The sequence below is a fragment of the Helicobacter pylori genome, from assembly GCA_008032935.1.
Lineage (GTDB): Bacteria > Campylobacterota > Campylobacteria > Campylobacterales > Helicobacteraceae > Helicobacter > Helicobacter pylori_CX.
In genome coordinates, this window is record CP032039.1 from 1089204 (window position 1) to 1102349 (window position 13146).

11 protein-coding genes, 1 tRNA gene and 2 pseudogenes are annotated in these 13146 nt (G+C 39.8%); 6 read left to right on the forward strand and 8 right to left on the reverse strand.

All coding sequences use genetic code 11. The features are described from left to right. Positions 1 to 7 precede the first annotated feature (7 nt). Both D2C78_05505 and D2C78_05510 read right to left on the reverse strand, forming a co-directional pair. Positions 8 to 1267 (reverse strand): fibronectin type III domain-containing protein, encoded by a 1260-nt coding sequence (locus D2C78_05505; GenBank protein QEF35385.1) that lies wholly within the window; start codon positions 1265 to 1267, stop codon positions 8 to 10. Continuing rightward, positions 1218 to 2201, reverse strand: a complete 984-nt coding sequence (locus D2C78_05510) for an RluA family pseudouridine synthase (protein ID QEF35386.1) — start codon at positions 2199 to 2201, stop codon at positions 1218 to 1220. The genes D2C78_05505 and D2C78_05510 overlap by 50 nt, the downstream gene beginning before the upstream one ends. A 133-nt stretch (positions 2202 to 2334) precedes the next feature. On the opposite strand from D2C78_05510, the pseudogene D2C78_05515 reads away from it, so the two are divergent. The 3 genes and pseudogenes from D2C78_05515 to D2C78_05525 all read left to right on the forward strand — a co-directional run bounded on the left by D2C78_05515 (position 2335) and on the right by D2C78_05525 (position 4745). Next, positions 2335 to 3541 (forward strand): annotated as a pseudogene (locus D2C78_05515) (DUF697 domain-containing protein). Positions 3542 to 3563: 22 nt separating this feature from the next. Continuing rightward, positions 3564 to 4707: pseudogene (locus D2C78_05520) on the forward strand (rod shape-determining protein RodA). After that, positions 4669 to 4745 (forward strand) — tRNA-Met (locus D2C78_05525). The pseudogene D2C78_05520 and the gene D2C78_05525 overlap by 39 nt, the downstream one beginning before the upstream one ends. 22 nt (positions 4746 to 4767) lie before the next feature. Here D2C78_05525 and D2C78_05530 read toward each other — a convergent pair. The 6 genes from D2C78_05530 to D2C78_05555 all read right to left on the reverse strand — a co-directional run bounded on the left by D2C78_05530 (position 4768) and on the right by D2C78_05555 (position 10074). After that, positions 4768 to 5724, reverse strand: a complete 957-nt coding sequence (locus D2C78_05530) for a ribose-phosphate pyrophosphokinase (GenBank protein QEF35387.1) — start codon at positions 5722 to 5724, stop codon at positions 4768 to 4770. Between the two features lie 64 nt (positions 5725 to 5788). After that, positions 5789 to 6274: an HIT domain-containing protein gene (locus tag D2C78_05535; protein ID QEF35388.1), complete on the reverse strand. Its 486-nt coding sequence runs from the start codon at positions 6272 to 6274 to the stop codon at positions 5789 to 5791. 9 nt (positions 6275 to 6283) lie between these two features. Then, positions 6284 to 7765 carry a UDP-N-acetylmuramoyl-tripeptide--D-alanyl-D-alanine ligase gene (locus D2C78_05540; protein ID QEF35389.1) on the reverse strand — a complete coding sequence of 494 codons (1482 nt, stop codon included), beginning with the start codon at positions 7763 to 7765 and terminating at the stop codon, positions 6284 to 6286. Next, entirely contained in the window at positions 7752 to 8477 is a 726-nt protein-coding gene (locus D2C78_05545; protein ID QEF35390.1) for an alpha/beta hydrolase, read from the reverse strand. Before D2C78_05545 ends, D2C78_05540 begins: the two co-directional genes overlap by 14 nt. Beyond that, positions 8477 to 9520, reverse strand: a complete 1044-nt coding sequence (locus D2C78_05550; protein QEF35391.1) for a D-alanine--D-alanine ligase — start codon at positions 9518 to 9520, stop codon at positions 8477 to 8479. Before D2C78_05550 ends, D2C78_05545 begins: the two co-directional genes overlap by 1 nt. A gap of 77 nt (positions 9521 to 9597) precedes the next feature. Next, positions 9598 to 10074 (reverse strand): phosphatidylglycerophosphatase A, encoded by a 477-nt coding sequence (locus D2C78_05555; protein QEF35392.1) that lies wholly within the window; start codon positions 10072 to 10074, stop codon positions 9598 to 9600. Between the two features lie 149 nt (positions 10075 to 10223). Here D2C78_05555 and D2C78_05560 point away from each other — a divergent pair, with 149 nt between their 5' ends. From D2C78_05560 to rimO, 3 genes are read left to right on the forward strand one after another with little or no spacing between them, the layout of a single operon-like run. After that, positions 10224 to 11333 (forward strand): alanine--glyoxylate aminotransferase family protein, encoded by a 1110-nt coding sequence (locus tag D2C78_05560; protein ID QEF35393.1) that lies wholly within the window; start codon positions 10224 to 10226, stop codon positions 11331 to 11333. Positions 11334 to 11341: 8 nt separating this feature from the next. Next, positions 11342 to 11803 carry a phosphoribosyltransferase gene (locus D2C78_05565; GenBank protein QEF35394.1) on the forward strand — a complete coding sequence of 154 codons (462 nt, stop codon included), beginning with the start codon at positions 11342 to 11344 and terminating at the stop codon, positions 11801 to 11803. Between the two features lies 1 nt (position 11804). Continuing rightward, positions 11805 to 13124 carry a 30S ribosomal protein S12 methylthiotransferase RimO gene (gene rimO, locus D2C78_05570; GenBank protein ID QEF35395.1) on the forward strand — a complete coding sequence of 440 codons (1320 nt, stop codon included), beginning with the start codon at positions 11805 to 11807 and terminating at the stop codon, positions 13122 to 13124. Positions 13125 to 13146: the final 22 nt, after the last annotated feature.

The window sequence follows — 13146 nt, forward strand, 5'->3', positions numbered from 1 at the left end:
AACCCTTTTAGCGCTCTAAAAACAAACGCACTTCTTTGCTGGGGTGCGACTCTAAACCATCTTTATCCACGCTCACCACTTGATAGCGGTAAGCCACGCCCACTTTCATGTCCTTATCTACGAATTGGTTTTTGGTGATATTCCCAAAACGCAAAGGGGTTTTAGAATTGGCTTCAAAACGATACACCGCATAGGTGGCTATTTTAGCGCTTGGGTTATTTTCCCATTGGATAAAGGCTGAAGAATCTTGAATAGTCCCTTTAGTGATGATAGGGGCTTCGGGCCTGTCAGCGGTCTCACCCATTGCAGGCTCTTTGGGTAACGCCCCTTCAAGATGCGTTTTATCAAGGGCGACGACTTTATAATAACGAGTGAGGTTGTCTTTTTCTATCTTATCCACATAGGAAGTGTTGGTGGTTTGAGCGATGAATTTGTATTTATCGTTGCGGTTATTGGAAGCGTAAACGCGATAAGCTATCACATCTTCTTCTGGGGATTTATCCCAACTCAATTCAATTTGTCGCGTGAGGTTTTGGCTCACTCTAACATTAGTGATTTCTTTGGGCAAGTCTTTGGTTTTCCCCTCCACTATGACGCTAGGCCTGGATTTATCCCCCATGAAATTTTCGGCGATGACTTGGTAGCGGTATTTTTGCCCATCTTCTAAATCTTTATCAAAAAACTCCACGAACAAGCGGTTTTTTACAGCCCCTACATTTAAAAATTTGCCGTCTTTATTCTGCCTTTGAATGATGTATTTAGAAACGCTGGGATTTGGGTGCGGGCTCCAAAAGACTTTCACGCTTTTAGGGTATTCAAGGCTTGCGAACACGCTTTCTACAGGATTGATAAAAGAGGTTTTTACTAGAATGGGGTCTGAAAGGTTAGAGATTTTATCGCCCTTGTAAGTGGCTAATTGGTAAGTGTAAGAACTCTCTGTTTCTAGCCCCTCATCATAATAGTGGGTCGCATAAGGGTTTTTAATCGTGGCGATTCTTTTAAGCTTGGAGTCTTTTTTCAAACGATACAAAATAAACCCATCAATATCATAAGTATCAGCAATTTTAGGCCATTCAAAGCCCACTGAACTCACATCGTTAATGGTTTTAATAGAATGGACTACCGGAAGCTTAGTGTCTGTATTTTCTTGATTATTAAGGGCTGAAAAAGTATGATTCCTGGTAGAAGAACACCCTATAAAAACCGCTAATACCACACTACTTTGCAATAAAAGCGTGAAGTATTTTTTCTTCATCCAAGACCTCATCTAAATTCTCCTTGTCAAAAACTTTTTTAAGATATTCTAACATATCCTTTAATAGGGGAACTTTAAAGCGCAGTTTTTGCTCGCTTCTAGGGTGTTTGAACTCTATCAAATAGGCATGCAGCATGATCCTTATTTCTTCTTTAGGAAGCGCTCCATTAAGCCCGTAAAGGTTATCGCCTATGATGTGTCTGTTCAAATATTCTAAATGCGCTCTGATCTGGTGCGTGCGCCCAGTGAACAATTTAGCCCCTATCAAATTAAGATTATTTGGAGAAGTCAGCAAGCTAGTAAATTCGCTTTTAGAATAACGGCTTTTTTCTTTTTTGGCCGCTTTGAGCGCCATCATTTTTAAGCGGTTATTAGGGTTTCTTGTCAAATAGCATTCCACGCTCATTTTTTCTTCTTTTAAGGGCGTTGAAAGCAAGGCGATATAGTAGCGCCCCATTGTTTTAGTTTTGAGTTGCTCGCTCAAATGAACATGGGTAAAATTGTTTTTAGCGATGACAATCCCTCCGCTCGTGTCCTTATCCAAACGATGCACAATCCCATAGCGCTCTTTGAATCCCAGATTAGAAAGCTCGTAATTTTTAGATTTTAACCAATCCACTAAAGTAGGCTCTTTCACGCTTGGGGCTTTATGGACGACTAGATTAGGGGGCTTATTCAACACCAACAAGTCTTCATCTTCAAAAATGACTTCTATTTCTAAATCAAGCTCTTTTTTTAAGGGTTTGGGCGCGATTTGGGGCGTTAAAAGCGTGATTTCATCGCCCTCTTTTAAGGCTAGCCCCCCTTTTTTGACCTCCTTTTTTTGACAAAACACTAACCCCTCTTTAATCAAATTCAATACCTGGTTTTTAGAAATTTGCAATTCTTTGGCTAAAAATTCATCAATGCGTTTGTAATGGGTAGGGGCGATGAAAACTTTTTGCATTCAAACTCTTTTTTGCATTTTTAAAAACCATTATTCTACTCAAAACCTTAAAAAAATCCTATTTCATTATTTGAATACGCTATAATCGGTGCACCAACATTGTGTGGCTCAAATCATTTTAAAAGGGGTTCTAATGGAACATAATGGGCATGATAAACTGAACGGCATTTTGCGTGGTTTTTTAGGCGACTCGTTCACGCTTGATGGGAAAGAGGGAGGATTGAACATGAGCAAGATGCTTGAATTTATCAAAAAGGAAAAACCCAAGATGAATATTTTGCTTATGGGAGCTACTGGGGTGGGTAAAAGCTCGCTCATTAACGCTCTCTTTGGTAAAGAAATCGCTAAAGCGGGCGTAGGAAAGCCCATCACTCAGCACCTTGAAAAATACATTGATGAACAGAAGGGCTTGATTTTGTGGGACACTAAAGGTATTGAAGACAAAGATTACCACGATACCATGCAAAGCATTAAAAAAGAAATGGAAGATTCTTTTAAAACGCTTGATGAAAAAGAAGCCATTGATGTGGCGTATTTGTGCGTTAAAGAGACTTCTAGTAGGGTTCAAGAGAGAGAGTTATTAAGCTTCGCTAAAGATTGGAATATCCCAACGATTGTCGTTTTCACACACACTCAAGCCGAAGCCGGCGATGCCTTTGTTAAAGAAACTAAAGAGATCATAGATGAAGAATGGGGCTTTAAAGGTTTCATCAAAGCCTATGCGAGAGTCAATTCCGTTGCATTTTCATTTAGAGGTATTGAAGTCCCCATTGAAGGTTTAGAAGAATTGGCAGATGAAACGAAAAAATGCTTGATAGAAGCTAAGAAAAACAAACAAAACCATTTCTTGCTGATTCAAAAAGCTAATATCCAAGCAAGAAAACAAGCCATGATAGAGGAATGTAAAACCATTATCCATGTTGCATCAGGAGCGGCTGCAAGGGGTTGGGCTTATCCCCATACCCTTTAGCGATGCGCTCGCTATTGCGCCCATTCAAGCAGGAATGATCTATAAAATGAATGACGCTTTTGGAATGGATTTAGATAAATCTGTGGGCACGAGTTTGGTCGCAGGATTGTTAAGCGTAACCGCAGTTGCGCAAGTGGGGAGAACGCTCGTTAATGGTTTCCTTAAATTCATTCCTGTTGTGGGGAGTGTTGCAGGGGGTGCAACCGCTGCTGTTATCACAGAAGGCATTGGGTTTGCGTATTTGAAAGTGCTAGAAAAGTGCTTTAATGATGAGACGGGCGAAGTCAATTTGCCTGCAGTTGATGTGATAACTTCCCTTTTCAAGGAGAATTATCTCAATTTGGATACAATCAAAAAATTAAAATCATAAGATCAGGGGTTATGAAAAACGCATGGCATTAGACAAAAGGATTTGGATGCATTTTGATCTTTTGCCTTTTGTGTTTATCATCCCCTTGTTGGTGGTTTCTTTTTTGTTGATTTTTGAGAGCAGCGCGGTTTTGAGCTTGAAGCAAGGGGTTTATTATGCGATAGGGTTTCTTCTCTTTTGGATCGTGTTTTTTATCCCTTTCAGGAAGCTCGATCGGTGGCTCTTTGTGTTTTATTGGGCATGCGTGATTTTATTGGCGTTAGTGGATTTTATGGGATCGAGTAAGCTTGGGGCGCAACGATGGTTAGTCATTCCTTTTACCTCTATCACTTTACAGCCCAGCGAACCCGTGAAAATCGCTATCCTTTTGTTATTGGCGCATTTGGTTAAAATCAACCCGCCTCCTTTTAAGGGCTATGATTGGGGCATGTTTTTAAAGCTCAGTTTTTACATTTGCTTACCGGCGGCTTTGATTTTAAAACAGCCTGATTTAGGCACGGCTCTTATTGTGCTTATCATGGGTTTTGGGATTTTACTTATCGTGGGTTTAAGGACTAGGGTGTGGCTCCCTCTTTTGTCGCTCTTTTAGTGGCTTCGCCTGTCGCTTATCATTTCTTGCATGATTACCAAAAAAAGCGCATCGCAGACTTTCTTTCTGAAAAGCCTAATTACCATGTCATGCAATCCATTATCGCCATAGGATCGGGCGGGTTTTTAGGCAAATCTAAAGAAGCCTGCACGCAAACCAAATTCAAATTCTTGCCTATCGCAACGAGCGATTTTATCTTCGCTTACTTCGTGGAGCGTTTTGGGTTTTTAGGGGCTATGTTGCTTTTTGCGATTTATATAGGCTTGAGTTTGCATTTATTTTTTTATCTGTTTGAGAGCAACAGCGATTGGTTTTTAAAGATTGTAGCCCTTGGGATTTCTATTTTAATCTTTGTTTATTCCAGCGTGAATATCGCCATGACTTTAGGGTTAGCCCCTGTGGTGGGGATTCCCTTGCCTTTATTCAGCTATGGGGGAGCAGTTTTATCACTTTTATGATCCTATTTGGGATCTTAGAAAACCTGCTTGCTTTTCGCTATATTTTTGGATACAATAGCAAACCATCCTTTGGGAATTTTGGATTCTTAGCTCAGCTGGTCAGAGCGCTCGGCTCATAACCGATTGGTCGTAGGTTCAAGTCCTACAGAATCCACCACTCCCGCTTTTTTATTCCTTTTTTAAGTGAAAAGCGATTGGACGCTTTCGTTATGATAAATCCTTCTGATCACTTCCGCAAATAAGGGCGCTACGCTTAAAGTGGTGATTTTATCGCATTTTTGAACTAAAGGGATAGAGTTAGTTACCACCACTTCATCTAACGCGCTTTCTTTAATGCGCTTGATCGCATTCCCGCTCAAAACCGCATGCGTGCCTAACGCCATGACAGAAGTTGCCCCTTGTTCTTTTAAAGCCAAAGCGGCTTTACAGATCGTGCCTGCGGTATCAATCATGTCATCCACTAAAATCACATCGCACTCCTTGGCTGAGCCGATAATATTCATCACTTCGCTTTCATTAGCTTTTTCACGGCGCTTATCCACGATGATTAAATCTAAGCCCATTTGATTGGCAAAATACCTAGCCCTTGTAACCCCACCCACATCAGGGCTAGCGATCACAGGGTTTTTGAGCACTTTAGAGCGGATATAGTCTCTAAAAACGATAGATCCGTATAAATTATCCACCGGCACATCAAAAAAGCCTTGGATTTGCCCGGCATGCAAATCCATCGTGATGATCCTTTCAATCCCCACTTCTTGCATCAAATTAGCGACCATTTTAGCCGTGATAGGCACTCTTGGAGCCGCTTTTCTGTCCTGTCTGGCATAGCCAAAATACGGCAACACCGCTGTGATAGAATTGGCCGAACTGCGCCTTAAAGCATCTACCATGACTAACAATTCCATTAAATTGTCATTGACCGGCACGCAAGTGGGTTGGATGATAAAAATATCTTTACCGCGCACCGATTCGCTGATTTGGATATTGATTTCGCCATCGCTGAATTTCCCGATCACCGCTTTGGATAAGGGAAAGCCTAAATGCTTTGACACTTCTTTGCCAAATGCAGGGTGAGCGCTCCCTGAAAAAATTTTAAACCCACGCATCTTTGTCTTAAACCCACGCGCCTTCATCGCTGACACTCCTTAAAATGAATTGAAATCAATTGTAGCGCACCCAAACTAAAAGCGTTTGTTTTCAACCAAGCTCCTTTTCTAATAAGTTTTTTAAGGTAAGATAGGTTTCATTTAAATCCATCCCGCACACCCTGGTTTGAGCGATAACGCTCATAAAATTGCTATCGCCTAAGAATCTAGGCACTAAATGCATGTGCAAATGCTCAGGGATCCCTGCTCCGGCGTTTCTGTGCAAGTTCAAACCTACATTGATCCCTTGAGCGCCATAAGCATACAACGCTTTTAACACTTTAGGCGCTAATTTATTCATGTTTAGCCAAATGTTAAGATCTAAAAGTTCCACGCTCGCTTGATGCGCATGAGGGATGATCAACAAATGCCCTGGGTTATAAGGGTAGGCGTTCATCACCACAAAGAGATCGCTATTTCTATAAAGCACTCTGTTTTCTGAATCTTTTGTAGGGTTTTGAGAAATTTCACAAAAGACACAATTCTTAATTTTTTCTTTCAAATAATTTTCGCGCCAAGGAGCGTATAAATGTTGCATGTTCATTTCCTAAATGTAATTAGGGGCGTCATTAGCGAATAAAATCAAATCGCCTTGAATCGTGGTGGCTTGTAAGATATTTTCTAATTGCGCCTTATCCTTGAGTAAGATTTTTTGAGGGGTTTTCAATTGTGAAGCAATCGTTTTGGAATTCAACTCCCCTGTGATGATAGCGACATCAAAAACCCCGTCTATTTTTTGCGCTAAAGTTTCATTACTTTCTGTATTGCTTTCCACTAAACCCGGTGTTACAATGACTTTACGCCCTTGATGCAAGCTCGCTAAACGAATGCCCTCTAACATGCCCTTTAAATTCCCATTAAAGCTATCGTCTATGATGATTTTTTGATTCACTTCCAAAAGTTGCAAACGATGTGCAATAGGGTTGAGTTCTAAAACAAGCCGTTTGATCCTTTCGGTTTCTAATCCTAAATGCTTAGCGACTAAAATCGCTGAAGCGATATTATAAGCGTTAAACTCCCCTAAAACCTTCGTCTCAAAGCTTTCCCAAACGCTATCTAAAAGCATTTCAAAAGAAGTGCCTTTTAAAGTGGATTGGACATTTCTAACTAGGCTAGAAATGTCTGTTAAAGGGCTATCTTTAGGGGCATAGGGTTTGATTTTTTCTACAGAATAACAAAAGGCTTTTTCTAAGCGTTTGGAATCCAGTAATTCCGCTTTAGTCTCGCAAATATTTTCTAAAGTTTTAAAATATTCTAAATGCTGTTCGCCCACTTCTGCAACCACGGCAAGGTGTGGTTCAATAAGGCGGGTGATTTCTTTAATATCGCCCTTATTCCTTGCCCCGGCTTCAGCGATATAGACTTCGCTCTTATCGTCTAAATTCTGATTAATATCGTTCGCAATGCCTAAAAGGGTGTTGACGCTTTTGGGGCTTGCATGCGCGTTGAATGTGGTTTGTAAGATTTGAAGCAAGAAATTTTTGGTGCTGGTTTTCCCAAAGCTTCCGGTAATGGCGATGACTTTTAAATGTTTTAAAGAGGTGATTTTATCTTTAGCGGTTTGCAAATACCGCTTGGATAGGACTTTTTCAAAGATTAAAGAAGCGCTTAAAACGAATATAAATAAACACCAATAGCCAAGCGCGAGCGAAATCCCATTCAAAGGGACTAATTCTGTGTTTAAGATTTCATGCAAGATTAAAAAGAGTAATAAGAAGATAAAAAAGCGCTTCACTCTTGGCGTGAAAACTAAAGGCTTGTCGTTGCGTTTGGCCCAGATAATGAGCATGGGCATTTGAATAACGCCGCAAAAGAAATCAAAAACAAACGGCATTTTGAAAGCATACGATAGGATAAACACCCCTAAAGGCAATAAAAAATAAATCCCATGCCAACGCATTTTGTGGTGCTTGGTTAAAATCCTGAACACGCTGTAATGATACCATTGCAATAAAGTCATTATATAATAGCCAAGCCCTGTTATAAAGAGCCAACGAAACGCTAAATTCAGCCAACTAAGACTTTGCATGATAATGATTCTCCACTAGTTTTTCAATCTCTTTTGCTTGGTTTAAAAAAAAGAAATGATCCCCTTCTAAAACGAATAACGTGCTCTTTTTCAATAGGGTTTGCATTTTTTGAGCGGAGCTTAAGGGGGTTGCTTTATCATCTTTACCCCAAAATAATAAAACTTCTTTCTCGCATCGTTTGAAATGATCGCTAAAGTCCTCGCTAATCACTTTTTTAAAGGTTTCATACATGACTTGATTAAGCCCCATAGCGTCCTTACTCCTCAAAAACCCTAAATTCAAGCCTAATTTTTTAAAGATTTTAGCTAAAAGGATTTTACAACGCACTTTTAAGGGTTTTGGCTCTAAGATCCCGGCACTGCTCAATAAAACCATCCGTTCGTTTTCACACAAAATCGCTACTTTCCCTCCAAAGCTATGCCCAAAAACGACATGCGCTTTTTTACCCACGCTTTTTAAGAATAAATTGATGATATTAGCATAATCTTTAGTCTCTAAAACTTTTTCATCGTTAGGGCTTTGATTGAAGCCGGGCAAATCCACATACAAATGATTATAATTTAAAAAACAGCTTTGAAACGCTTGTTGCATCACTTCTTTAGAACTCCCCCAGCCATGCAAAAACAAGGCGTTTAAAGGGCTATGGTGGTCTATAAAAGTGTAGGAAATGTCAAAAACGCTATCCAAATAAGCGATACTGCGTTTGGCCATTACTTATTCTTTTGGATTTGCAACAAATAAGAGTTTTTGATTTGGATTTTAGGGGTTTTGGGTAACGATTGCGCTAAATTTTCTAGCGTTGTTTTAAAATCATCAAACAAATAATTGGCTAAACTGCCAGGAATGGGGTTGATCTCATTAAGATACACTTCATTTTCTATGACAAAAAAATCGCAACGGATGATTGCGCCATCAAACAAATCGTTATAGAGTTTTTTAAAATTTTCTTTTAGTTGTTCTTCTAGGGCGTTAGAAAGGTTCGCTTTAGGGGCTTTATTGCGTGAAAAATCCAAATATTTTTGTTTGAAATCTAAAAATTCCTGTTTGCTAGGCTCTTCCACATAAGAAAAACAAAAATCCTTTTTGATTTTACAACCGGCCAAATTGTATTCTTTCACGCCCTGAATGAAAGGCTCTATTAAAACTTCTTTAGAATATTCAAATGCACTGTCTAAAGCATAAACCAATTCTTTTTCTTCTTTCACAACGCTCACTCCTAAAGAGCTTCCGGCGTTACTGGGTTTCACAATGAAAGGGAAATTAAACCCAATCAAATCCAAGGCGTTAGCGCGGTTTTTTTCATTCAAAAGAACATGATCCAAAGTCTTCACCCCTAAATCTTTGGCGTAAAGTTTGGTTAAATATTTGTTATAACTCAGCGCGCTCGCTTCAACCCTAGGGCCTATGAAAGCGATACGATAAAATTCTAACAAGCTCGCTAATTTCCCGTCTTCGCCATCGCCCCCATGCACAAGATTGATCACTAAAGGCAACTCTATTATCTTAGCGCCTAAAAACGAGTTTTTAAGCAAGCCATTATGCGTGAGCATCAAGGGAGATAATTTTTTTTCTTTGATTTGAGCGAAGTATTTTGAATGCATGTTGGATTCTTCAATCAAATAAAAATGATGGTTTTCATCTAAAAAAATAAAATATTTAATCCTATCCTTTAACACTCCTTTAAGCGCGATCGCGCTCACAATGCTGATCTCATGCTCAAAACTCGCCCCACCAAATAAAACGCAAAACTCCACGATCAAACTCCCTAAAAACGATTGCAATCAAGTCTATCTATATTTACCTAAAAAAAGGCTTTTGAATTTTCTCACAATTAAAATTTAATGTTAAAAAATCCTAAAACATTGATGACTAATAACACGCTCAATCCGGCTAAAACGCCCGCTAAAGCGTCATCAGCCACCACCCCTAATCCCCCTTTAACTTCTTTATCTATTTTGCCAATGAGTGAGGGCTTAGTGATATCATAGATCCTAAAAAAGATAAAACTCAAAACCACGCCCGCTAACGATAACCCGCTAATCGCCATCGCCAACCACATGCCCACTAATTCGTCTATCACAATGTAAGAGCTGTCATGCCTCTTAGTCTCTTCTTCTTCCTTATCTATTTGAGTAATAGCGATAAGCCCAACAAAAACCGCCCCTAAAAACAAAGTGTTAGCCGAAAAAATTAAAATAGGTAAGCCCAGTAACAACGCTACTAAACTCCCTATCGTTCCTGGAGCTTTTTTAGAATACCCGCTAAAAAAAAGGGTTAAAAAACACGTGCGAAGACTAAATTTATCCAATCATTGCCTTAAATTCTTTTTAAATCATGGCATTTTAGCATTTTATTTGCATTAAAAAGCGATTTTCTTAAACAATAAGGCTTAATTTTAAGTGCGTTTTAGTATGATACCTTTTAAATTCTCTTTAAAAATTAAAGGTTAATTTTAAAATGTTGCTTTTCACTCCAGGCCCTGTAGCCATTAATGAAGAGATGCGCTCAAGCTTTTCTCAGCCAATGCCCCACCACCGCACCAAAGATTTTGAAAAGATTTTCCAAAGCGTGCGGGAAAATTTAAAAAAAATGACCGGTTTAGAAGAAGTTTTGCTTCTAAGCAGCAGCGGGACAGGGGCTATGGAAGCGAGCGTGATTTCCTTGTGTCAAAAAGAGTTGCTTTTTGTTAATGCGGGTAAGTTTGGCGAAAGGTTTGGCAAGATCGCTAAAGCCCATTTTATCAAAGCCCATGAATTAGTCTATGAATGGGACACACCGGCTCAAGTGGATGAAATATTAAATGCGCTTAAAGCCAACCCTAACATTGATGCGTTTTGCATTCAAGCATGCGAGTCTAGTGGGGGGTTACGACACCCTGTAGAAAAAATCGCTCAAGCGATCAAAGAAACTAACCCGAATGTTTTTGTAATAGTAGATGCGATCACCGCTTTAGGGGTTGAGCCTTTAGAAATAACGCATGTGGATGCGCTCATTGGAGGGAGTCAAAAAGCGTTCATGCTGCCTCCTGCGATGAGCCTAGTCGCATTGAGCCAGAAGGCGATTGATCGCATAGAAGAACGCGATGTGGGGTTTTATTTCAATTTGAAGAGCGAATTGAAAAACCAAAAAAACAACACCACAAGCTACACCGCTCCTATTTTACACACTTTAGGGTTGCAACGCTATTTTGAATTGGTGCAGAATTTAGGGGGTTTTGAAGCGCTCTATCAAGAGACTAAACGAGTTGCTTTAGCCACTCAAAAAGCCGTTTTAGCGCTCGGTTTAAAGATTTTCCCTAAAAGCCCGAGCTTGAGCATGACAACGATTGTTAATGAGCATGCCAAAGAATTGAGAAATCTTTTAAAAGAAAAATATCAGGTGCAATTTGCGGGCGGTCAAGAGCCTTATAAAGACGTGCTCATTCGTATCAACCACATGGGGATCATTCCTGTTTATAAAAGCGCTTACGCTTTAAACGCCCTAGAATTAGCCCTAAACGATTTGGATTTAAGGGAATTTGACGGCGCGGCGAACGCAACTTTTTTGAAGCAATATTACGAAATTTAAGGATCACAATGCATTATTCTTATGAAGCCTTTTTGAAAGACAGCCTGGAATTAGCTAAACAAGTGGAGCGAATTTGCAATGTCCCAGAAGCCCTTGTGTGTGTGATGCGAGGGGGCATGACTTTAGCGCATTTTTTGAGTTTGCACTGGAATTTAAGGGAAGTTTATGGCATCAATGCGATTTCTTATGACACCACCAAGCAACAAAACGCCCTAAAAATTGAAAATATCCCCACGATCAAAGATCATTTAAAAACCATTTTGGTGGTAGATGAAATCGTAGATAGCGGTAATTCTTTAGAAGCGGTGCTTAAAGTGTTAGAAGAAAAACACCCTGATAAAAAGTTTTATAGCGCGAGTTTGTTCCAAAAAACAAGCGCGAAATACAAAGCCGATGCGTTTTTAAAAGACGCTCCTGAATGGATTGATTTCTTTTGGGAAGTGGATTTGAAAAACTTAAAAAGCCATTAACATGCAAATTAAAGAAAACAAACAACTTTGCTTGATCTCATTAGGTTGCTCTAAAAACCTGGTGGATTCAGAAGTGATGCTAGGCAAGCTTTATAACTACACGCTCACTAATGATGCTAAGAGCGCTGATGTGATTTTGATCAACACTTGCGGTTTTATTGAAAGCGCCAAACAAGAGAGCATTCAAACCATTCTCAACGCCGCCAAAGACAAAAAAGAGGGGGCGATTTTGATTGCGAGCGGGTGCTTGAGTGAGCGCTATAAAGATGAAATCAAAGAATTGATCCCTGAAGTGGATATTTTTACCGGCGTGGGGGATTATGACAAGATCGATATTTTGATCGCTAAAAAACAAAACCAATTCAGCGAGCAAGTGTTTTTAAGCGAGCATTATAACGCGCGCATCATCACAGGTTCGAGCGTGCATGCGTATGTGAAAATTTCTGAGGGCTGTAACCAAAAATGCTCTTTTTGCGCTATCCCTAGCTTTAAGGGGAAATTACAAAGCAGGGAATTAGACTCCATTTTAAAAGAAGTAGAATATCTAGCCCTTAAGGGCTATAAGGATATGACTTTTATCGCTCAAGATTCTAGCTCCTTTTTATACGATAAGGGGCAAAAAGACGGCTTGATCCAGCTCATTAGAGCGATTGATAAGCAGCAAGCCTTAAAGAGCGCTCGTATTTTATACCTCTACCCCTCTAGCACCACTTTAGAGCTGATTGGTGCGATTGAAGACTCGCTTATTTTTCAAAATTATTTTGACATGCCCATCCAGCACATCAGCGACTCCATGCTTAAAAAGATGCGGCGCAACTCCAGCCAAGCGCACCATTTAAAGCTTTTAGATGCCATGAAACAGGTTAAAGAAAGCTTTATCAGAAGCACGATCATTGTAGGGCATCCAGAAGAAAATGAGGGCGAATTTGAAGAATTGAGCGCGTTTTTAGACGAGTTCCAGTTTGATCGATTGAATATTTTTGCTTTCAGCACAGAAGAAAACACGCATGCCTATTCTTTAGAGAAAGTGCCTAAAAAAATCATCAACGCCCGCATCAAAGCCTTGAATAAAATCGCCTTAAAACACCAAAACCATTCCTTTAAGGCTTTGTTGAATAAGCCCATTAAGGCGTTAGTGGAACATAAAGAGGGCGAGTATTTTTACAAAGCAAGGGATCTCAGGTGGGCGCCTGAAGTGGATGGGGAAATTTTAATCAATGACAGCGCCATAACCACCCCTTTACAACCCGGGCATTACACGATTGTGCCTAGTGCGTTTAAAGACAATATCTTACTCGCTAAGGTTTTAAGCCCTTTTTAAAAGCTAGCCATAAGGCTAAAAG

What these genes read in the sequence shown, in the direction of transcription:
- D2C78_05505 (QEF35385.1), bottom strand. Translation starts at nt 1,267, where the DNA reads ATGAGGTCTTGGATGAAGAAAAAATACTTCACGCTTTTATTGCAAAGT.
- D2C78_05510 (QEF35386.1), bottom strand. Translation starts at nt 2,201, where the DNA reads ATGCAAAAAGTTTTCATCGCCCCTACCCATTACAAACGCATTGATGAA.
- D2C78_05530 (QEF35387.1), bottom strand. Translation starts at nt 5,724, where the DNA reads ATGAAGGCGCGTGGGTTTAAGACAAAGATGCGTGGGTTTAAAATTTTT.
- D2C78_05535 (QEF35388.1), bottom strand. Translation starts at nt 6,274, where the DNA reads ATGCAACATTTATACGCTCCTTGGCGCGAAAATTATTTGAAAGAAAAA.
- D2C78_05540 (QEF35389.1), bottom strand. Translation starts at nt 7,765, where the DNA reads ATGCAAAGTCTTAGTTGGCTGAATTTAGCGTTTCGTTGGCTCTTTATA.
- D2C78_05545 (QEF35390.1), bottom strand. Translation starts at nt 8,477, where the DNA reads ATGGCCAAACGCAGTATCGCTTATTTGGATAGCGTTTTTGACATTTCC.
- D2C78_05560 (QEF35393.1), top strand. Translation starts at nt 10,224, where the DNA reads ATGTTGCTTTTCACTCCAGGCCCTGTAGCCATTAATGAAGAGATGCGC.
- D2C78_05565 (QEF35394.1), top strand. Translation starts at nt 11,342, where the DNA reads ATGCATTATTCTTATGAAGCCTTTTTGAAAGACAGCCTGGAATTAGCT.
- rimO (QEF35395.1), top strand. Translation starts at nt 11,805, where the DNA reads ATGCAAATTAAAGAAAACAAACAACTTTGCTTGATCTCATTAGGTTGC.